Annotated in this window: 13 protein-coding genes and 2 pseudogenes; 7 read left to right on the plus strand and 8 right to left on the minus strand. The window is 47.5% G+C overall.

What is annotated here, in order from left to right; translation table 11 throughout:
* The first annotated feature begins 1,035 nt into the window (after nt 1–1,035).
* Nucleotides 1,036–1,341 carry a hypothetical protein gene (locus H6F68_RS05015; RefSeq protein ID WP_190556976.1) on the plus strand — a complete coding sequence of 102 codons (306 nt, stop codon included), beginning with the start codon at nt 1,036–1,038 and terminating at the stop codon, nt 1,339–1,341.
* 168 nt (nt 1,342–1,509) lie between these two features.
* Nucleotides 1,510–3,723, plus strand: a complete 2,214-nt coding sequence (locus tag H6F68_RS05020; protein ID WP_199299913.1) for a hypothetical protein — start codon at nt 1,510–1,512, stop codon at nt 3,721–3,723.
* A gap of 432 nt (nt 3,724–4,155) precedes the next feature.
* Here H6F68_RS05020 and H6F68_RS28875 read toward each other — a convergent pair whose 3' ends face one another.
* From H6F68_RS28875 to H6F68_RS05035, 5 genes and pseudogenes are all read right to left on the minus strand, one after another.
* Entirely contained in the window at nt 4,156–4,653 is a 498-nt protein-coding gene (locus tag H6F68_RS28875; RefSeq protein ID WP_399312912.1) for a transposase, read from the minus strand.
* Between the two features lie 171 nt (nt 4,654–4,824).
* Nucleotides 4,825–4,917 (minus strand): annotated as a pseudogene (locus H6F68_RS29750) (helix-turn-helix domain-containing protein); the annotation flags it as partial.
* A gap of 12 nt (nt 4,918–4,929) precedes the next feature.
* Nucleotides 4,930–5,859 carry an ISL3 family transposase gene (locus H6F68_RS28880; protein ID WP_242065357.1) on the minus strand — a complete coding sequence of 310 codons (930 nt, stop codon included), beginning with the start codon at nt 5,857–5,859 and terminating at the stop codon, nt 4,930–4,932.
* Nucleotides 5,843–6,919 carry a hypothetical protein gene (locus tag H6F68_RS05030; protein WP_190556978.1) on the minus strand — a complete coding sequence of 359 codons (1,077 nt, stop codon included), beginning with the start codon at nt 6,917–6,919 and terminating at the stop codon, nt 5,843–5,845. Before H6F68_RS05030 ends, H6F68_RS28880 begins: the two co-directional genes overlap by 17 nt.
* A gap of 324 nt (nt 6,920–7,243) precedes the next feature.
* On the minus strand, nt 7,244–7,576 hold the full coding sequence (locus tag H6F68_RS05035) for an IS1 family transposase (protein ID WP_190556980.1): 333 nt from the start codon (nt 7,574–7,576) through the stop codon (nt 7,244–7,246).
* Nucleotides 7,577–7,793: 217 nt separating this feature from the next.
* Here H6F68_RS05035 and H6F68_RS05040 point away from each other — a divergent pair, with 217 nt between their 5' ends.
* Entirely contained in the window at nt 7,794–9,083 is a 1,290-nt protein-coding gene (locus H6F68_RS05040; RefSeq protein WP_190556981.1) for a glycoside hydrolase family protein, read from the plus strand.
* A gap of 71 nt (nt 9,084–9,154) precedes the next feature.
* On the opposite strand, the gene H6F68_RS05045 is transcribed toward H6F68_RS05040, so the two are convergent.
* Complete coding sequence (locus tag H6F68_RS05045) at nt 9,155–11,524, minus strand: carotenoid oxygenase family protein (RefSeq protein ID WP_190556983.1); 2,370 nt, start codon at nt 11,522–11,524, stop codon at nt 9,155–9,157.
* Nucleotides 11,521–15,024, minus strand: a complete 3,504-nt coding sequence (locus H6F68_RS05050) for an NB-ARC domain-containing protein (RefSeq protein ID WP_190556985.1) — start codon at nt 15,022–15,024, stop codon at nt 11,521–11,523. Before H6F68_RS05050 ends, H6F68_RS05045 begins: the two co-directional genes overlap by 4 nt.
* Nucleotides 15,025–15,685: 661 nt before the next feature.
* On the opposite strand from H6F68_RS05050, the gene H6F68_RS28690 reads away from it, so the two are divergent.
* Together H6F68_RS28690 and H6F68_RS05055 are read left to right on the plus strand one after the other, a co-directional pair.
* Nucleotides 15,686–15,985, plus strand: a complete 300-nt coding sequence (locus H6F68_RS28690) for a hypothetical protein (RefSeq protein WP_206755498.1) — start codon at nt 15,686–15,688, stop codon at nt 15,983–15,985.
* An 81-nt stretch (nt 15,986–16,066) separates the two neighbouring features.
* Complete coding sequence (locus H6F68_RS05055) at nt 16,067–16,756, plus strand: hypothetical protein (RefSeq protein WP_190556986.1); 690 nt, start codon at nt 16,067–16,069, stop codon at nt 16,754–16,756.
* 545 nt (nt 16,757–17,301) lie between these two features.
* Here H6F68_RS05055 and H6F68_RS05060 read toward each other — a convergent pair.
* Nucleotides 17,302–17,976, minus strand: a pseudogene (locus H6F68_RS05060) (transposase); the annotation flags it as partial.
* Nucleotides 17,977–18,552: 576 nt separating this feature from the next.
* Here H6F68_RS05060 and H6F68_RS05065 point away from each other — a divergent pair.
* Nucleotides 18,553–19,629 carry an FAD-dependent oxidoreductase gene (locus tag H6F68_RS05065; RefSeq protein WP_206755499.1) on the plus strand — a complete coding sequence of 359 codons (1,077 nt, stop codon included), beginning with the start codon at nt 18,553–18,555 and terminating at the stop codon, nt 19,627–19,629.
* A gap of 12 nt (nt 19,630–19,641) precedes the next feature.
* Nucleotides 19,642–20,817, plus strand: a complete 1,176-nt coding sequence (locus tag H6F68_RS05070) for a hypothetical protein (protein ID WP_190557000.1) — start codon at nt 19,642–19,644, stop codon at nt 20,815–20,817.
* Nucleotides 20,818–20,826 lie beyond the last annotated feature (9 nt).

A 20,826-nucleotide genomic window follows, 5' to 3' on the forward strand; every position in this document is an offset into this window, starting at 1 on the left:
AGTCTGCCTGAGTGAAGTAGTTATTGCTCTGCTCCTTGAGGAAGTCGCGCAAAAGCGAAGGTTGTTACAGAAGCAAGGATGGGAGGTTCACATCACAAGGTGCAAGATGTGAGTCAAGAGACCAAGCCACCCAATGGATTGATGGGCTGTAGAATCTCCTAAACGGGATAGTGTGAGAAACACTTCGCCAATGTCATCCCCGTTGCATTCCAGAACCAAGCTTTTGTACGGGCGCAATGCACCAGTGAGAGAACGGTCTTAACTGTCAAGGCACCTCCTCACTCTAGACAAATGACCTCAGGCCAACTGCATTTCTTTTGACCATTTCGAGCCCAGTTGCTCGTAGATAGCTTCTGTCACTCTAGCGAGAGAATAACTGAAAGCTCAAAAATTCCTTGAGCACTGCTTGGGTGAATTAGTGAAAACACTGCTTCAACAGCACTGCTATTTATTGTTTTTCTAGAATGATAGAAGAGGGATAAGTGCAGAGTCTGCATTCCGTAGATCATGCTTGAGGATATGAGCCTTTCTACTTTACCGAACCACTACGCTTTGATGCACTACCAATTTAAGTGAATGGTTGCAATCTGCTTCTAATAGTAAAGGTACACAAACGGGGGATGATAAAATGATTGGCGATCGAGTATAGTTCTGAATAATTGCAATGGCTAAATCAAGCTTTACTCTTTTTAGAATTGCCTGATTATGATAAGAAATTTGAAGGATTGATTAATCAATTCTTTAGATTTAGATTGGGGTTTAAGCAGTTGAGTTCAAAGGATTTTTAACGTTTTTCAGGTGCGATTTGTCCTCCTCTCTATCTGTAACTATTCATTACGAGATGCAACGTTAATAAAACGCTAAAAGAACTATATTTGCGTTATGAGTAGAACAATGAAATGCACTCATTTAAAGCCGCCGCTGCCCGGTTGGCAATAATTTTGCTGGGTTCTTGTTCTATCGCTCATCCTAATCTATCTACAGACCGCCTGTGATGCCAATCCAAATGCGATCGATAGCAGCCAGGAGTCAAGCATGACTGTACTTCACGTTGCTTTGCAAGATGGCTTTGTCAACGATAAGGTGATCATTTTAGTGAATGGTGAGGAAGTATTTCATCAGTCCGATATCAAAACAAAATTTCAAATTGGATTGGCGAAATCTTTTGAGGTTCCGGTTTCGTCAGGTTCGGCACGTATCCAAGTCCAAATACCATCAAAAAGTTTATCAGAAACTGTCGATCTGGAAATTCAAGAGTCTCCCTTGTATTTAGGAGTGTCCGTCACGCCCGATCGCCAAATCAGCCTTCAGGTTTCGCAAGAACCCTTTCGCTATATGTGAAGTTTTACAGACTTGTAATTTACAGGTTGATCAGTGGTTTAGGAAGTAATCAGCTCAGTTCTAACTTAGCCTTTGGTCAATTGTTCTGGCTGTTGTTTAACAACAGAACCCTCAAGTTCAGTGTATCCAAACGTTAATATCAACCCAATTTCATCAGGAGAAAGCCCCATGAACGAACAAGAGTTGATGGCAGAAGCACTCACTCAAATGCAGAATTTTGCAGGAGATTTGACTCAGATAGAACGTTTACCCATGAATCTTCCATTGTTGCCTGCTGCTAGCGGACTCTACGAGTGGAATCCCCGTGTACGATATCCCCGTCCTATCCCAGATCCGTCCCCTCTGCCGATTCCTGGTCCCTTGCCCGGTCCTTCTCCCATCCCATCCGCCGCCGATAAGCTGGAGTCGGCCAGTATGCCGTGGTGGCTTTCTCGGGAAGAATTGCGACTAGATGTGGATGGACGCTATCCCCAAATGATTGCCAGCGGTACCGTCTTTCGGTCACTTTCGACCCGAATTCACTGGATTGCCAACTTGATGGCCATGAGTGCAAACACTTGGCGAGGTGCCATTTGGTATAAGGATGGCGATGCGGCTAGCCTTCCCTACACTAATGTTGAAATTGAAGTTGTCCGCAGTCGGTACCCCAATCAACGCAGTGCAACGGTTACCTTCACAGGCAATGGTGCACCCGATCGCGTCCGCACATTTCGGTACAAGTCTGCGTACTTCCATGAGGTGGAATTTGAGTTTGATGCCGTAGAAGGCACTACAGCTGCGACCAGTATCAATACATTTGACCATCCCAATCGTCCTGCAACCCTACCCAATGAAACCGTCACGATTCAGGATGTGTTTGGTCGGGCAGGCTTCCGGGTTAGAACCTCCAACGGCGGAAATGCTGTCCCGCTCAACGGTGCTGGATGGGATAGACGCTGGAGCAATTCCGAAATGCATGATGCCATGCAGACTTACTGGTCACGCTATGCAGACGGACCTCAGTGGGCCATGTGGGTCTTCTTTGCGGCAATCCATGAAGAAGGCGAAAGTCTGGGCGGTATTATGTTCGATGATATTGGACCGAACCATCGTCAGGGTACTGCGATCTTCAACGATACGTTTATTGCCGATCCGCCACCTGGTGATCCTGCTCCTCAGTCCTGGGTGCAGCGGATGCGCTTTTGGACGGCTTGCCATGAAATGGGACATGCCTTTAATCTGGCTCACTCCTGGCAAAAACAGCATTCTCCAGAGTGGGGCAAGGCCTGGATTCCGTTGGCTAACGAACCCGAAGCTCGTAGCTTCATGAACTATCCGTTCAACGTGGCTGGTGGGCAAACAGCTTTCTTCCGCGACTTTGAGTACCGCTTCAGCGATGGCGAACTCTTGTTTATGCGTCATGCGCCCGCAAAATTCGTTCAGATGGGAAATGCCAACTGGTTTGATGATCACGGCTTCGAGCAAGCTGTTGTTTCACCAGAGCCAGACCTGAAGCTGGAGCTACGCACCAACAGACAGAAGAACATATTTGAGTTTTTGGAGCCCGTTGTCCTGGAGTTGAAGTTGACCAATATTTCTAACCAACCTCAGCTCATTCACAACAACATCCTGTCGCAGCTTGATCACATGACCGTGATCATTAAGAAGAAAGGGAAAGCTGCACGTCAATTTATTCCCTTTGCTCAATATTGCTGGAAGACCGATGTGAAGGCTCTGATGCCCGGTGAATCGATGTATGATTCCTTGTTTGTATCAGTCGGGCAGAATGGTTGGGATCTATCGGAACCCGGATACTACACCGTTCAGATTGCTCTACATATGGATGAGGAGCCTGGAGAAGAAGATGTAGTCTCTAATCCTCTGGTCATTCGGATTGCGCCGCCGCGCGGCTATGACGAAGAATTTATTGCACAGGATTTCTTCTCGAAGGAAGTCGGTCGTATTCTGACGTTTGACGGGAGCCGCTTCTTGGATAAGGGAAATGATATCCTCCACGAGGTGACGGAGCGATTGAGCGATCGCCGTGTGGCGATTCATGCCCACGTTGCCTTGGCCAGTGCTCTATCTCAGGACTACAAACAACTGGAGATCAAAGATGACCAACTGCAAATTCAGGTTGCGCCTGCCAAGGTAGAGGAAGCCCGTCAAAAGTTTGCGGCGGCCCTCACCGATGAAAAACAGACTGCAGCCGAGTCTCTGGGACACATTGACTACAAATACTATGTCGATCGCTTTAGCGATTGGCTGGCTCAGCAGGGTGATCCCCAGGCGGCCGCAGAAACGCAGAACGAACTGCTACAGGTGTTGCGCGATCGCAATGTGATTCAGCGCGTCCTGGAAACCGTGAAAGATAAGCGCGACGAATATCAGCAGCAGAAGTAGCGCTCTCCTACGGTGACAGATTCCCCAAGTTCCCCTTAAAAAGGAAGAAGCCTAACAGGCTCCCAAGGAGGTTTGGGGATTTTCTTAAGCCAGGCAGGACTTACGCAAAACTCACTTGAACGGACAGATGCTTGGCGTTGCTGAAGAGTAATGGTTTTTCCACGAAGGAACCTGCCTTTAAGATAGCTATACCATTACCAAATCAGCAACGCCGAGTTGCTGTCGCGTTTCGAGGTTTTGGTTCATACGCTCTTTTGGTGAGCGCGATCGCAGCAGTGGCCTCTTGTGGCGATTGGTGCATCTCTATTCGAGCCACAATCCACATTTCAATCCACAATCCAATCCATTTTCAATCCAATCCCCCAAAACCCATATCGAGACGTTGAAGTGAGTAATGAGTGAATGCTGCTGTTGGGTGTGAAGGCGAGGAGTTCAAGCCTGCAAGAGAAAACGACGCCTGAGTAAGTCCAATCCGGCGCGACCGTACATTTGTCGCTTGAGCATTTTTAAGCGATTAATGTGGCCTTCTGTGGGACCATTACTGACGTCTAGAGTTAAGCCTGCCTTCACAGCTGCAGAGTCGTCATTCAAACTTTGGGCAAAGCGGTGCAAGGAAGGCAAAGGGCACTGTAAGGCTCGCGCTAACCATGGCTCGAAGTGTTGACCTTGACGATGCCGGACCAGGTTGATGAAAGCTTCTGCCAGTTCAATCGCTGGAACGAAGCTGGGATGTTGCTGGAGGCGAGCCAATAGCGCTGTTTCTTCCGCGTTTCGGTGCTTGGGTTGTCGCAGCACTAACCAGGCCGCTCGGCGCGGAGTCAGCACTTGGCGTTGGCGGTCTACCAGACGCCGCGATCGCCGAGGCGGCAGTTGTCTAAGTTGCAGCCCATGAGCCTGACGTAAACGGCGAACATAGGGCGCTACGGTCATGTAGCTGCCCGCATATCCCTGCTGTGCAATGGCTTGAAATAAGGCTCTCGCTTCATAACAGCCCGCATTCCAACGCTCTAATAGCAACGGTTTGTAAGGCTCAAGAGTCGGGCTTTGGCCAAAATCGCTGCGGGGTTGAGGTTGGGGAGATTGTTCATATTTGAGATAGCGCTGCACGGTGCGCGGACTGACGCCAAGCTGATGGGCAATCGCAGAAGTAGAGTAGCCCTGCCGATGGAGAGCCCTGATCTTCTGATATCGCAATTGCCGCTGTGTTCAGTGTCGCTCATTTTCTGAGTGCAATGGTTTGGCCGGTGGGAGTATGACAACGGCTGGAGCTTGAGGATCAGTGGCCCTCTCAATCTCGCCCAACGCTTTGCGATGACCACTAAATATCTGTTCTAAGGGTTCGACGAGATTTTGGAGGAGATGGAATCGATCAGCCACCTGAATCGCATTGGGTGCACCCTGGTTCATGCCTTGGCGATAAGCCTTCGAGCGATCGCGCGAGAGGACTTCAATGCCCGGATGCTGCTCTAACCAATGAGCTAAAGTTGCCGCTTCGCGGTTTTTGAGCAGGGCAATGGGACGAGAGCGATCTAAATCAACCAAGATAGTGCCATAGCGCTGTCCCTTGCGGAAGGCAAAATCATCCACCCCTAACTTCTGAGGAAGCGCGATCGGAGGTAAAGGTATCCTGGCGACACAGCGCAGGACAGTATCGCGGCTAAAGGAGTAGCCGAATCGTTGCATCAGTGATGCTCCGGCTGCCCCGCCTAAAGCGAGTCCCACATCTTGGATGTGCTGGGTCATGCGCCCCGTTCGACGAGCCCAAGGTTGTGTCAGTTTAGGCAAGCGTTCCGTAAAAATCCGGCGTTTACAACCTGGGTTGTCACAGAAAAACTTACGAACGCTGAGGTGTAAAGTCACAGCACAATCAGCCCAGTTCAAATCCTGGAGGGTGCGCTCATAACTGCTATGAACGCGATGACTGGACTGCTGGCAGAGCGGGCAGGCGGCATTGCTTTGGGTCGAAGTCAGGCTCAAGGTAATGTGTCCTGTGTCTGCCTTGAGCAAGTCAGGCTCTAACCTTAAATGGGTTGAGTCTGGTAAAAGATGGTGAATGAGGTCGATGGACCTTTCAGAGTGCTGAGAGAACCCCAATCTCAAAAGCGGCAAAGAGCGATCGCTAAAACCTGACGACATCGCCAATCTTACGTTTTCGTTTGTGACGGTTGTTGTGCTTGGGAAGGAGTTGGTGGAGTTGATGATGGACATCAATCTCGTCCTTGCGTTCCTGCATGATGCGTTCGATGACTCTTTGGTTGGTGCTGAAGTTCTTCAATCCATTGATAGTGATAGCCCACTTGAGGTCGTGGAGTTGGTTGGGTTGGTTGTTGTGCTGGATGATGGCATCGATCGCCTGATGAACGATCGCATCAGCTTCACCAGTTTTGTATTTACGAGGCTTACTTTCGCCATTAGCTTCCTCCGTAGTATCTTCAGCCTGGTTAGCGATCGCGGGTTGAGATATTGGACCTTGCTCTGGTACTGGTGTCGGGAGTGTCGTTGGCCTAGTTAGCGCGATCGCGGGTTGAGATACTGCCTCTATCTCCGGTGCTGCCGCTACTCTAGTTGGTTCTGTTTGAGCGATCGCGTTTTGCTCCGTTGTCTGCTGAGTCTGTGGTGTTTGAGCCTGGAGTTGAAACTGAACGAACTGAGCCATAATATCAATGAGCTTGTTGAGTTTAGATTCCAATCCACTGACTGACGGTTGCTCTGGAGATAAATTGCTTATGGATTCAGCGGATTGGATTGGTTGACTGACTTCGCTTTCCTCTATTGGCTCTGGTTCTCCGTCAGTGGTTTCAGAAGTTGAAGCAATCGCCTCTATTGTTTCTGTTTCATCTTCATCGACGCGCTCTTCCGTTTCTACGAGAGCGATCGCCTCGATGGGTTCAGTCTCAATTGCCTCATCAACCGTCGCTTCTTCTGATTCAGTCGTTGTAGCTTTTGCGGCTAACTGGTGTAGAGACCAAGCGACCCAAGCGGACATCTTGTCGGGTTGGAGTTTGCCGTCAAAGTGTTCGAGAATGTGAGCGATCGCGGCTTGGTCGTCTTTCCAGATACGCAGGTTCGTGCGCTGTTGGCGCTGGCGTTCTCGAGTTTGAGTGTCATCTGCCCGCTTCTGAAATGGAGCAACGGGCTGAATACCGCCTAAGCCCAGCTTAATGCCCTTGCGCTTGCCCGCATACTGAGCAATCACTGAGTCCGCAATCTCAAAATCAGCGTAGTGACGAGAAGCGGCCAGTGATCGATCTCAGGGGGTAACAAGAAGCTTGAAGCAGATGTGTAGCAAGGGATAGAGCCGCCAAGCACAAAAAAGATAGGCTTGCTACTTGACCACAAGCCTACTTGAAAAAATGCTGGACATGAAGTTCGTGTTCAAGGCTTAGCCAACTATAATTGTCGAGCTAAAGAAGGATGAAGAATGCGTTGCAGACATAGCGATTTCTGGGTCGGTTTATCTCCCCAAGCCTGGTTAGATGGCATGGATTTAGAACTCTTTGGCTAGAGTCTTGGCTACAACTCAGTGGCAATAAGCAACTCTATCTTCAGCAAGGCTTACAGGTTGCTTTCCGTCTCTAGGCGTTGTTCTAGCCTTCTTGTTACCCCCTGAGGTAGCTTGGCTAATCTTGAGGACTCGTGATACAGCGCGAGTCCCACTGCTGTTAATTGCCATATCGGCAATCTGCTGCTTAACTTCAGGCAGATATCCACGGTAGGCATAATCTCGAATAAATGTGCAACGAGAGCAGTCGGAGTTACGACATTTATATCGTTGCTTTCCCTTGCCCGATTGTCCATGTTTCACCACATCACTACTCCCACAAGTTGGGCAAAGAACCGGTTCAAGTACCATGTCACAACCGCTAGGCAGACGTCTCCTGAAGTTTCCTCCATTTCCATTGGTCTAGTCCACTACCTTCCTCCCCATACGTCAGATTTAACAATAACCTTAGTCCCTAGCACACAAACGCTATTTTCATAAGTCAGTCATTCTCGGCCTTTAATTCGGACAGCAGAAAACTTTGATGGAAGTGTCCCAAAGTTTCGCTATCTGCAAGGAAGGAGTACTTATGGCCTGGAATCCTAGTCAGGATTGTCTGTCTCTTATCAAAGAGTCAGAGGGACTGCACCGCAAACTCCCGGATGGAAATATCGAAGCATATGCTGATCCTGTTGGAGTCTGGACGATCGGTTACGGTTCAATTGTTCACATTGATGCGGGCAGAGCTGTGAAGAAAAGTGATGTCATCACTAAAGCTGATGCTGAACGGTGGCTCAAGGTAGAAGTAGATGAGAAAGCAGACGCAGTCAATACTCTATGCAAAGTCGATCTAACGCAAGGAATGTTCGATGCTTTGGTTTCGTTTGCATATAACATTGGAACCGAAGATAAGGGCTTGAAGGGTTCAACACTTCTCAAGAAATTGAATAGCAAGGACTATGAAGGCGCAGCACGCGAGTTCGATCGCTGGATTTACGGGGATGGTAGAGTTCTTCCAGGGCTAGTCATTCGTCGAAACAAAGAAGAAGCACTATTTCGGCGAGACGGATTTCCTGGTACTGACACCCTCACGCCGGATACTACATTTCCAGACACACCTTGGGAAGAACCAAAACTTCCTTTGGAGATCCACCGTACTCTCATCGAAGGAAACGCTGGCAAAGACTGCTTCATTTTGAACTGTGCATTAGCTAAACTTGGCTATCTTGCCGATGGCATTCAGCCGGGTAGGTATACATCTGTTACTAAAGAGGCTGTCGAATGGTTTCAAGGGGACAACCGTCTTGAAGTAGATGGAAAGTTTGGAATCAAAACAAAGGCAGCTATGACAACAGCCTTGAGCAATGCACTAAAGCGTGTGCCTCCTCCAATGTTAGATCGGGTTTATTGTCGTCTAACCCGAACTGGCACAACAGCGTATGCGGGTCTTGAGAAGCTACTGCTGGAGTTTATTGATCCAAAGGGTAGAGTTCTTGCAAAGCTTGATGTAATCTCAGGCGCACCCGGAGCACAGAAGTTTAGAGTTCCTGAAGATCCACTGAGCTTCCCTAAGAACCTTGAGCCTATTCCTCAAGCGCGCTATACCATTGGAGACATTGACTTTGCAGGTGGTAGAGATAATTACACCGTTGTACATCCTCATGAAACAAACGGGATTGGTCCAGTTTGGGTTCCCATTATCAAGACTCGATTTGACGATCGTGACAAGTTCGGCTTTCACATGGATTGGAATAGGAGTAGCTCACCCGGTAGTGCAGGCTGTGTTTGTGTAGGCACGCTAGATGATTTGAAGAAGCTAGTTGCGCTCCTACGTCTATATGATCCTCGTGATTTGTTTATAGATTGGGGAATCCGCTAATTTCATAACTGCAAGGCTCTACACGGTGAAACAACTTTTATTAAAGTAGAGCCTTTTTTGCAAAGTCTCGGTCAAATAGTATCTTTATTAGACAATTTCACTTGATAGTCTTTTTGTTGCAAGCGATCGAGTGTCTCTTTTTCTAAAAACTGCTCAACAAAATACCCATAAACAATTTCATCGAACAACTCACGAATAACAGGATTTGCTTTCTGTAGTCGAGATTTATAGTCTTGAAGAACAGATTCTCTTCGTAGCCTTTGACGAACTTCAATATCTCCATACCGTTGACGTTGGAGAGCGTTACAAATTTCCTTCATCCAAGTTGTGTGTAATGTTAACGCCAAGTTCAATGGTTTCCGCTGAGATGAAGCACCAAAGCGATAAATCGTTTCTTGGAAGTTGTTGGCAGGGAACACCCAAAATTCATCAGAAGACTCCTTCTCATTAACTGAATTATCAGACAAAACCGTACAGACAATAAAATCATGTTGGGATGGATCATCTTCTTTGTCTAATGATTCGGAACTAGGAATAAATTGTGGTGAAGAAGCAAAATATCCCACTGGAAACTGAAAGGAGTCTGCAATGGTCATCGTTTGGGTATCGAGCCGCAGTAAGGTCAAGGGTTTATCTTGATTCGGAAGATTTTCTATCGGGATTGTCCGATATCCTCTTGATTTATAAGCATCATAAATTTGCTGCGGAACGAGTTCCCAACTAAATCCCCAGGTAATCCAGTAAATATTTCTAACTTGATTTTCTTGATTATTACTATCATCACGGCTCAATTCACTATGAGTATAAATGGAGGGAGACCAGGTTGCTTCAACATCTCGAAGAACCTGAATTTTCTCAACCTCACCATTGCTGCCATTAATGATATATTTTGCTAAGGCACCAAGGTCTGTTGTACCCACCTGCATACCCTCTAAATCAGAGCGAAGACAGGGTTTCCCTAGAACAGAATGATCATATCTGGTAATCCATTGAGTTACATCCCAACCGTTGGGATGACCAACATGTAGAATAATTTTGTCTTCAGGGTTACTGTAATCAGCTGCAAAATGAGAGATCTCATAAGGCAGGATAATTTGTCTAGCAGGCAGAGGTAATGGTGGTTGATTCTTCTTCTTCTCATTGGTGCAAACAAAACTAGGATACTTGTCTAAATCTTCCCGCTTAACAACATATAAAATTCCCCTAGGCAGGGGCAAAATATCTCGTAGAAATGTTGCACGTACCCAAGCACCGAACGACCAGTATCGTTGAAAAATTTTGAGTTTCAAGAATCCCACAAAGAAAGGCGAGAAAATTTGCGAGAACTCCATCTTGAAGGCGATGTCAGCAAATAGGATGAAGTTTTCTGTGATTGCGACTTGATGAAGAGATTGTTCAACGACGACAGGTTGACCTTTTTGAGGTCCATCGACATGCACTAATCGCCAGTGCCTAAGGTAAGGCTCCACAGGCTTTCTACTTTCATTGTTATACTGCTTTGCCTTATCATCTGGTTCTAGGTTTTCCTTTTGAAAGTGGTAGCAAATTAGGTCGGTAAACCGCCCAAACTGTTCCTTGGCATTTGCTCCTGCTTTAGACAATCTATTGATTTGGTCAAATACCCAATTCACAGGTTTTCGGAATAAACCGTTGTATCCAGTCGAGTAATTTGTGGTAAAGAACTCCGGTTCTGAAGTTGCACTGCCATCAACGTTTGTACAGTCGGTGACTGGATGGGCAGAGTTAATGTAAACGTCAAATGGGTAGCTTCCCGTTACCCAAGAAACCAGGGAAGAAATAAATGGTAAGATGCCCAACCACTGACTAGTTGAGCCGATCGGCACAATTAGTTCCAGAGAATCAGGATCGACTTCGTAGGGACGACCTGCATCAATAGTGACAATTAAACGATCGGCAACTCGTAGCAAGGCCGTATTAAGTTGGTTCCTGCCCCCGAGCAGTAAGCTAAAACGACTAGGACCTCCATTGCGAAAAGCTGCAAAGTATGAATATAACCAATGCTTTTTTGAAAACTGGGTCTCTGGCTTCCATAAGGTACGATCGCTCGTACTAGTCAGGGCTATATCAGCGTAATAGCAAGGGGTTTTTGCAATTCTAGTTTTGAGAATCGCTTGATTATGCTCGAAGCCCAAGCGATAGATCATGCCATCACCTGTATATAGTGGTGTCCCGTCTTCTTGAGGTCGATCGTCAGATTGAAACAAAGCACCTACAACGAAGTAATAGCCATGCAATCCTGCAGGTAGTTCAACAGGATCTCCTTCCGCAACCAGTTCCCAATCTCCTTGAACGTTTTTGGCATACCTGCGAACTGTTAGTGGTAAGTCTGTAATTTCTTCTCGGCTTGTCTTAATCACAGACCGAGGCACAAAGTTTTTTCTACAAGGCTCATCAACAAATCGCGCTTGTTGTTGCTTCATATTGCGCCAAGTTCTCTCAATGTTTCTTCTTGTGCTAAGGTCAAACCCGTGGTCCCGGTAATTTGCATTCCTTCATAAGGTCGTTTAGGTTTTAGCGTCGCCAAACAATCCCCGGTCTGCACATCCCAAACCCGAATCGATTCGTCTTCACTCGTACTAATCAATTTTCGACCGTCAGGACTAACTGCAACGTTCCAAACCCAATTGGTATGCCCCCTCAAAGTATTTAAGCACTGTCCTGTTTGACTATTCCAAACCTTAATGGATTGATCAGAAGCAGCGCTGGCAACAGTTTGATTATCAGAGAAAAATACGGCTCCCATAACCCAGCTTTGATGCCCTTGCAGTGTTTGCAGACATTCTCCAGTCTGTACATTCCAAATTTTCAGCGTTTGATCTAGGCTGGCGCTAACAAGTCTATCTCCTTTTGGATTGAAGCGAACCGTGCCAACCCGCGCCCCATGTCCTGTTAAGGTGGCGTAGCATTTTCTAGTAGAAACATCCCAAAGCTTGATCATACCGTCATCGCTGCCACTAGCAAGAGTACTCCCCTTGGGATGAAAAGCCATTGCAGGAACACGATCGCTGTGCCCAGTCAGAGTAGCAAGGCACGTTTTACTTTGCAATCGCCACAGCCTAATTGTTTGGTCAAAGCTGCTACTAGCAAGAATTTCTCCATCAGGGCTGAACGCAAGCCCCCAGACTTCATCACTATGCCCTTCAAAGATAGCTATGCATTTTTTCTGCTGCCAGTTCCAAACCTTGACTATCTTATCCATCCCACCACTAGCTAGCAGTTGATGACCAGGATGAAAAGCTAGCGACACAATGCTGGTTTCGTGTGCTTTCCACTCTTGTAGGCATTGATTGTCAGCGCTATTCCAAATCCGTAGATTCTTGTCTTTATGACCAGTTGCAAAAAACCGACCGTCCGGACTCAACACCAAAGGACGTACCCAATTCGAGTGTCCGGTTATTGTCTTTAAACAATGACCTGTCTCGACGTTCCACAATGAGATTGTCTGATCTTCGCTACCCGTTGCAATATTCTGTCCATCAGGACTAAACACCGCTCTCCAAATCTGAGTTTTGTGTCCGCCCAAAGAGCGTAAGCACTCACCTGTTGTAGCATCCCAAATTTTTGCGGTGCAGTCTGCACTACAGCTTATAAGCAATTGACTATCTGGATTCCAAGCAATTCCCCAAACCCATCCAGTATGTCCCTCCAGAATCCTTACGCACTGCCAGTCAGTAACTCGCCAAACACGGACAGTACGATCACAGCTAGGACTCGCTAGCCATTGCCCATCTGGACTGAAGTTAAGTCCTGTCACCCAATTGGTATGCTCAGTCAGCGTCTGGAGGCAGACTCCTGTCTGAGTATCCCAAATGCGAATCGTGTGGTCAAAACTACCACTTGCTAAAAAACTGCCGCAGGGACTAAAACTAGCAGCCAGAACTCCGGCAGAATGACCTTCGAGAAGAGTCAAACGAGATCCATTACTGGCATTCCATAGGCGGATAGTGCAGTCGTAGCCAGCACTGGCAATAACTTGACCGTCAGGACTAAATGCAACACTATACAGGCTACCGTTATGCCCGCTCAGAACATAATTGCAGGTTCCCTCAACTAAATCCCAAATTCTTAAAGTTCCATCATCGCTTGCACTAGCTAACAGTTCCCCTGTTGGATCAAATGCAATTCGACGCACCCAATTTGTATGCCCTTGAAGAGTTAGAAGACGTTGTCCATCTGCTACACTCCACACTTGAATTTCGCAATTTGTACTGCTTGTGGCGAACGTCTGTCCGTCTGGATTGAACTGAATAGAAAGAATGCCACCGAAAGTTTGAGTAAATGACGAATTAATAAATTCAGAGTGCGAAAAGTTTACATCATGCAACTCTATTTCCTGTAGAGAAGCCTGACGAATAACCAGCTCTGAGAAGTTATACCCTAAAAGATTCAGATTTAGAAAGCGGTACAGATTAAGCAAGTTACCTGCTGCATAGCCAAATTTCAATTCACCTGTGCATCGAATCGTTACTAATAAAATATCTAATTGCTGACGAAGGGCAGCTTCCGTTCTGAAGTATTTCTGTATCTCTTTAATTAAAGGTTCAAGAATTAGGCGAACTTGCGATTCTCTTACGAAATCAATTGCTTGAGCTTGAATTAAGGGAACTGAATTAAGTAGCGCAATTTTTCCTGTCTTAACTTCTTTAAAAACCTGCTCAAGCAATTGATTCGTGGTGTATTCCATCACTACGGATTGCTGTGTAAAACAACCTGCTCGCTTCTCAAGCAAAGAGCGACGTTGTAGAGAATCAAGCGCTTCCAGTAGCTCTCTTGCCGTTACTGTGGGAAAAAGTTTTTCGCGTAGCTCACCTAGCGAGACCCAATCTCGTTCAAGCGCTAACCAATACATAATCTGTTTTTCTATAGCAGTTAGTCGATTAAACTGCTCGCTCAAGAGTTTCCAGATATCTCCGAAGAAAAGGATTTCTTGTCCTAGTAAATCAGCAACATTGCCATTAAAAAATTCCTGAAGAGTCGTGGCAATAACTTTTAAGGCCAGTGGATTACCACCATACCGCCCAATTAGAGGTTCTAGTTCAGCTTTTGAGCCAGAGTATCCTTGGACTTCAAAAACTTTATATCCTTCTACTTCACTCAAGCCATTGACCTGCAGCGATCGCACAGGAGCATTGAGTCCTTCTAGCTGAACTACTTCAGCAGGCTTCTCTCGGCTAGTCAGAACAACGCAGCTCTTATGGTGTGTTTCGCTAATGCACTTCAGCAACGAGCTATAGTTCTCATATCCAACTCTATATGCTCCTGCTTGAATTCTCTCTTGAAGAATTGTCTCGTAGTTGTCTAAAACCAATAAGCATCGTTGCTGAAGGCATTCTAGAAAACTTGCAATTTTTCCATCTAGGGTTTCAGGTAATTTAGAAATTGGCATAGGAGTCAGAAACTGAATTAAATCAACCAGAAGAGCATCTAACGGAGGAGCATTCCGGAGCGATCGCCAGATCACGTAATCAAAGCCCTCTTCAATTTGATGCGCTAGTTTGACGGACAACGTTGTTTTACCAATTCCTCCAACCCCAAAAACTGTAATTAGCTTGCACTGCTCCTGAAGAATCCACTGCTTCAAGGTTGCTAGCTCCAGTTCTCTACCGAAAAAAAAGGAAACGTCTGGAGCACCTTTTAAGTCTCTGGACTTTCTTACAGCATCTATACCTAACTTCTGGCTGGTAGTCGCTGAAGCTACAAACTCCATCTCAGCAATCTCTTGACTATTCAAGGAGAGCCTGAGACATAAATCTTCAAAAACTGCCCGATCAACGGGTCTGCCTGTCAAAAAATTGACGACTGTAGAGCGAGCTAAGCCAAGCTCTTCGGCTAGTGCTTGCTGGCTTGGAAAGCCATTCCGTCTAACCGACAGCTTAACCTGTCCTATACAATCTTGGCGAACTTTGAGAGATCGTGGCATATCAACTTTTTGATTTACTCGGATTTTAGACAGAATCGCTCACAAGTCAGCCTAACTCGGTCAATCTAGGGCATGAACTCAGACAGCAGTCCTGTTTTATTAGATTATCGCCGCTGATACCAATCGTTAAGGCGAGCTACAGGGAGTTAGAAAAAGGTTTGCAATTCTCTGTAAAAACGAAAATCTCTTATCTGGAGAACAAACTGTATGAAACGGTTTCTTGCGCTCATGTCTACTGTCCTCGTTTTGGGTTCTTCTGCCGCGCTTGTAGCAGGTTCGATTGTAATCAATAGTCAACCTGCCCAGGCAAAACACATGTGTCAGTGTGACTAATACCAATCGCCAAGGTGAACTACAGGGAATTGGAAAAAGACTTGCAATTCTCTGCAAAAAACCTGAAAACCTCTTATCTAGGAGAAAAAATTGTATGAAACGGTTTTTCGCACTCACGTCTGTTGCTCTTGTTCTCAGTACTTCTATCGCGCTTGTAGCAGGATCGATCGTTATCAACAATCAACCTGCCTTAGCGGAACATGAAGATCAAGGAGAACGGTAGCTGCACACCTCTCCAGACCTTGCACCCATTGAACATAGGCTTCTATCGCTTGATAAGTGTTCTGTTTAACTAGCTGTCAACTTATCATTTCTTAGAGAATTAAGCATGAATACACCTCTCAAGGTTCACTCTCTTCTAATTGCAGCCACATTAATTTCTGCTGCCGGTCCTGCTTCTGCAATCACCCGTATTGGCAATGCTGAAGCTCCTCAAGTCGCATCATGCGTTTGCCAAGGAAAAGTCTTTCCTGAAAGACTCTGCCCAATGATTCACTGCATTGACGCAGTTGCGTCTACCTCTGCAGAGCAAGCCTCTGACATAGTCTCACCTACAACAAGCCCAACAGTTCTTGTTGCCCGTGATTGGTTTGGATGGGAGAGACAAGACCGCAAGCCGAAAGCTTGATTCGTACAAGTCGTCCGAACGAGGAGTAGAAGCTAATTTCTGCTCCTCATTCAAAAAACATAGAATCTAGGAAACTGAGCTATGTCCCAGATTGATGCATCCATTTTTTTTGATCCTCAAAGTAATCAGAAGGAGATTTTATTGGCAGACTTACAAACAGCTAAATGGATTGAGAGGATAAATTTATATACAGATCTTGAACAACTTGCTGAACACTTTATCTACTATCATCATCATCTTACCCAAACAATCATAGGTACAACAGTAAAGCGTTTAGAGCAAATTGATAAGTTATTCCTTGGAACTGTTATTCAGAAATGGTCAACTCTCTATTCAACTGCTCTTAGCCAGCTTAGAAAACATTTTCCTTTAAATTCTGCTCCTAGTTTGACCGTAAATAGCAAAGATTGGTCAGAAATACTTCTGATTAATAGTGTAGGACTAGCACGGTTAGCTAATGAGTCAAGATATGCAGAGTATTGGGCTGAGAAGTCTTTGTGTAATTCTACCGTATATGATTCTTATGCAGATCGACTTGAGTTTCTAACAACAGATTTACATCTTCAACTTAGCCACTTTAAACTTACTGGCTCATTAACAATTTATGACACTGCAAATCTTGGAGTTACAACTTATGACATTGCTAAAGCAGTGTATGAATCTCCAGATCTTAACTTCATTAAGCACTTCAGATCATTAGGATGGCAAGTCGTTAGTTTCAATGAGGATGCAAGTCAGCTCTGCTTGTTGCTGTACGAGTTTTTTCGGTAATTCAAAAGCAGCAAATTAACTAAGCCATTCTCAGTCTTGAAATCGGTATCACTTTAGATTTGATAGGAACAAGAATTTCAGGGAGGAGAAAAGTCATGTGTCACATCTTTCTTCACATCTTTCTTCACAGAGGAATTAATCATCAAAGAGCTTACGCAGTGGTTAGTTGAGCGATCGCCCTCTTTCTCTTTCTTCCCTACAGCGATGGCGAAATTAACAAAAGTACAGATAGTATGTGACCAATGATGACCAGACATCCTGCATGAATCAGGAGAGGTGTGCCAGTTCGTAGTTGAGTAGCTGTGAAATGACAATTATGATTGGCTCTTCCGAGCTTTTGGTGAAGCGAGGAGCGATCGCCTATTCACCCAACGTAAATACTGAGTTTTAGTTGCCTTGAGAAACTTGATTGCCGGAAATCGGAGGGCAGATCACCAAAAGCGATACTGGTGGCGAAATATTGCTTAATCTATAGAGCAGTTCTGGCAGGGTGTGCGTACGATGTTGGCAATATGAATCCATCAGGGACTTGACTCAATCAGGACTTACGCAAGAGCCATCTGAACAGACGGATGCTTGAGTTGTGCAATCAAGTAGTCCGAGAGCATCCCATGCTTGACTTGATAGATGGTTTTGCTGCTCTGGTAAGCGATCGATTTGAGCCGACTCCAAACCAGCAAAGCACAGGCAATATGGTTGCGCTGAATTCTGGCTTTGCGGCACTGACACGCCTCTAGGCCCGTCAACTGCTTTAACTCACGGTGAAACTCCTCAATCTTCCAGCGCATACCAAACACATCTTGCACAGTATCAGTGGAAGTTTGAGATAAGTCGTTGGTTGCAACATAATCCGTCCTGTGGGTGGAAACAGTGACCCGGAACAGTTTCACCTTCTTGTCGGCGGGAAAGCCTCGAACCTTAATGAGTTTGCCTTCTTGCAACTGCACGCTACTCCAAACCAGTTCGTCAATCCGCTGATAAGGTTGAGCACCACCGCTATCATCGACGCGCCGATTGGTCTTCAGCGGGCAATAATACAGCTTCTCTAACTGGTCGATTTGCGCCATCAACTTCTGCGTTGCGTACCAGCTATCCATCAAGACGGTGCCAAATGGTAATTGTTTGCTGTACACCACACCGTCCAGCATGGCGGCTACGTGGTCGAGCTTACTTTGTCCATCGCCATCTGGGTCATATAGGCGGTAGTCAATCACCCAGAACTGATTTCACCACCAGTATCAAAAGCTCGGAAGAGCCCAAATACCGTGTTAATCGACACAACATTGCAATTTCGCCAATTCAACCAGAAAAATTAAAACTGATATTCGCTCAAATTCCTATCCCGCCTCCGTTTGAGCGATCCAGATAACGGTTAAGAAAGATGCGATAAATGCATAGGGGCGCGTTGACTCAGTACGATCGTCCGATAGGTTCATCCGGCCACTAGGACAGAATAATTCAGTAGAACTTCTGACTTTCTTCTGACTTTTTTAACGTTTATCCGACTGACAACGCGAATTGGCAACAGTTAGACTTGGTTCACGTTCAGCTTTTGCTATTAGTGATGGCAGCATTTACGGCTCGTGCAATAGAGTCAAATACAATACGCCATTTAACCAGCCATTGGAGCGGTGATTTCAATATTTCTCGCCACATTTTCATCATATCTACCACCGCTTAATTTGATCGTTATGCGACATTCGATTTTCCGGTATTCCGCACACGATGGCTGGGATCGACCAATGCTTTGTCGCAATCCCAGCGCGACAGCTCAGACCGGGTTGCGGGGCGGGAGTGTGATCGACTTAGCAGTCATTGGAGCCGGGCCAGCAGGCTGCGCCGCTGCTATTTGGGCCGCAGAGCGCGGACTGAACGTTCTTCTTATCGAGCGATCTCAATATCCTCGGCTCCGTCCGGGTGAATGCTTCCATCCCGGCATTGAAGCGCTGTTTCGGGACCTTGGTGTTTTTGATGAGGTGCTTGAACGGGCTGCGGTGAGGCCCTTGGCCCGTACAGTTGTAAATGCGGGACAACGGTCTGTTGAATGCTTCGGCGCCGATGCCAACGGTCCGTGGCAGGCCTTGCATCTCATGCGCACCGAACTGGATATCATCCTCTTGAATCGGGCGCAACAGCTTGGCGTGACGCTGCATATTCCTTGTTCACGGGTGACGCCGATTGCCAGTAAGGGAAAGATCGAGGGCGTCGACATTGACGGTCGGATCTTCCGCTGCGCGTTCGTCATCGACGCGAGCGGGCAGAGAGCATGGCTGACACGCGCCATGGGACGGAATCTTCTCGCGGCGTCGCCACGTTTGACCGCGTTCTACGGCTATTGCGACGGACGCATTCCCAATGAGCAGTTTTTCGAAGCCAACGCGGCTGGTTGGCAGTGGATGGCGCAGGTATCGTCGACCGTCGTGACTTGGACGTCGCTCCATTTCGGTGTTCATAAGAGGCCGCGACCGCCAGCGGCGGTGTCTTTATTGCCGTCCTGCGGCAGCACCTGCGGCGCGGACGTCACATGGCGCATTGCACCGTCCCTTGCCGGACCGTCCTATTTCATCGTCGGCGACGCTGCTTTTGTCACTGACCCGGCGTCCGGTAATGGTGTCCTTCGCGCCATCATGTCTGGCATGAAGGCGGCGCACAACGCTCAAGCTGCCCTTGCCGGACAGGCCACGCCGGCTGCGGTCGCACAGGACTACCAGACATGGATGAGACGCTGGTTTGAGTTGGATACCGTCCAGTTGGCCAGCCTGTACGACACGTTGCAAAAGAATTGGCGCGAGCCCAGCGCCGAAGTGATCACGCAACACCCGTATCTTGATTCGCAGAGTGTCCGCAACCCACTGGCATCATTTTCCGATTGAAGAGAGGTTACCATGTCGAAAACACTTATTCTGAACATCCGAGACAATACTTTCCCCATGGCGACGGTTCGGCCCGGCGCCTACGTCGTCTGGCGCAATCTCGACCCGTATCCGCACTCCGCCGAGACCGAAAACAGCGCAGATTTCTTTTTCAACGCGGGACCTCTGCTGCCCGGCGAGGCATCGGCACCTGTGCTCTTCTCCACTCTGGGCGATTTTCCGTACCGCTGCCGCTACCACGCGGGCATGTCGTCGATGGTGCATGTCCGCGCCGATGCGCCGATTGGCGGCGTTGCCGAAAATCCCGGCGCCCCCGGTCACGGCGGACATGGTGGCCACGGCACTTTCAACCATCTGCATGGCTTCGTCACCGGTGGGCGGACCGGACGCCGCTTCTTTATGTCGCACACGCCGGTGCTGGCCGACCCGCGTCACAGCTACCAAGTCATCCTGCAAGGAAGCCTGACCACACCACAACATGTCCAAGCTTACGAAGCGGTTCGCAATGGTCAATATGGCGACCGGCGGGTACAGATCTTTCACGGTCACACTTCGCTGCCGGACATCCGCGATGGGAAAACGAGGCTGCTGCCGAACTCTTCGTTCACGTATTACCCCGATCTAGCCCATCCAGACGATGGCGTCGGAATCCCGGGGCTCGAAAAGGACATCCCGGTCAGCATCGACAAGGTTCTTCATTTTCACACCTTTGACATAGATGACGACAGTGGCGACGGGGCGTTGCGATACCTGATTTATGGCGACATGGACGATATCTTCATTGATCACTTCATAAACAAAGCGCCGAGTTTCCACTCAGTCGCGAAGCTCGCGTCCACCCCGTCGTTCTGGTCTGCCAAGCAGACGGACGGGGTTGTGAAGATTTCAGTGCCCGCGAAGAGAATCGAACATCTGCCGGCCAAGCTGATTCAGCGGATCGCATTCGTCGACAACAGCTTCCATGTCTTCTGGTTGCCGCCTAGTGGGCTGTACACGCCAGCACCACTGGATCCGCTCTTCCCACGAAAAGCCTTCAACCGGAGCCAGCCATCGGAGTTCAAGGGCGGCGCGTTCCGACACGAGGTGGAGTTGGCCGACGGCACGCGAAGCGAAATCGTCGTGGCTCGGTCACTGCATTTCGATACGCGGCTTCTCAACCATGGCGTCTTCTTGCCTGACAACGCCTGACGCGACCCG

It is taken from the genome of Trichocoleus sp. FACHB-262, assembly GCF_014696035.1.
Classification (GTDB): Bacteria; Cyanobacteriota; Cyanobacteriia; order FACHB-46; family FACHB-46; genus Trichocoleus.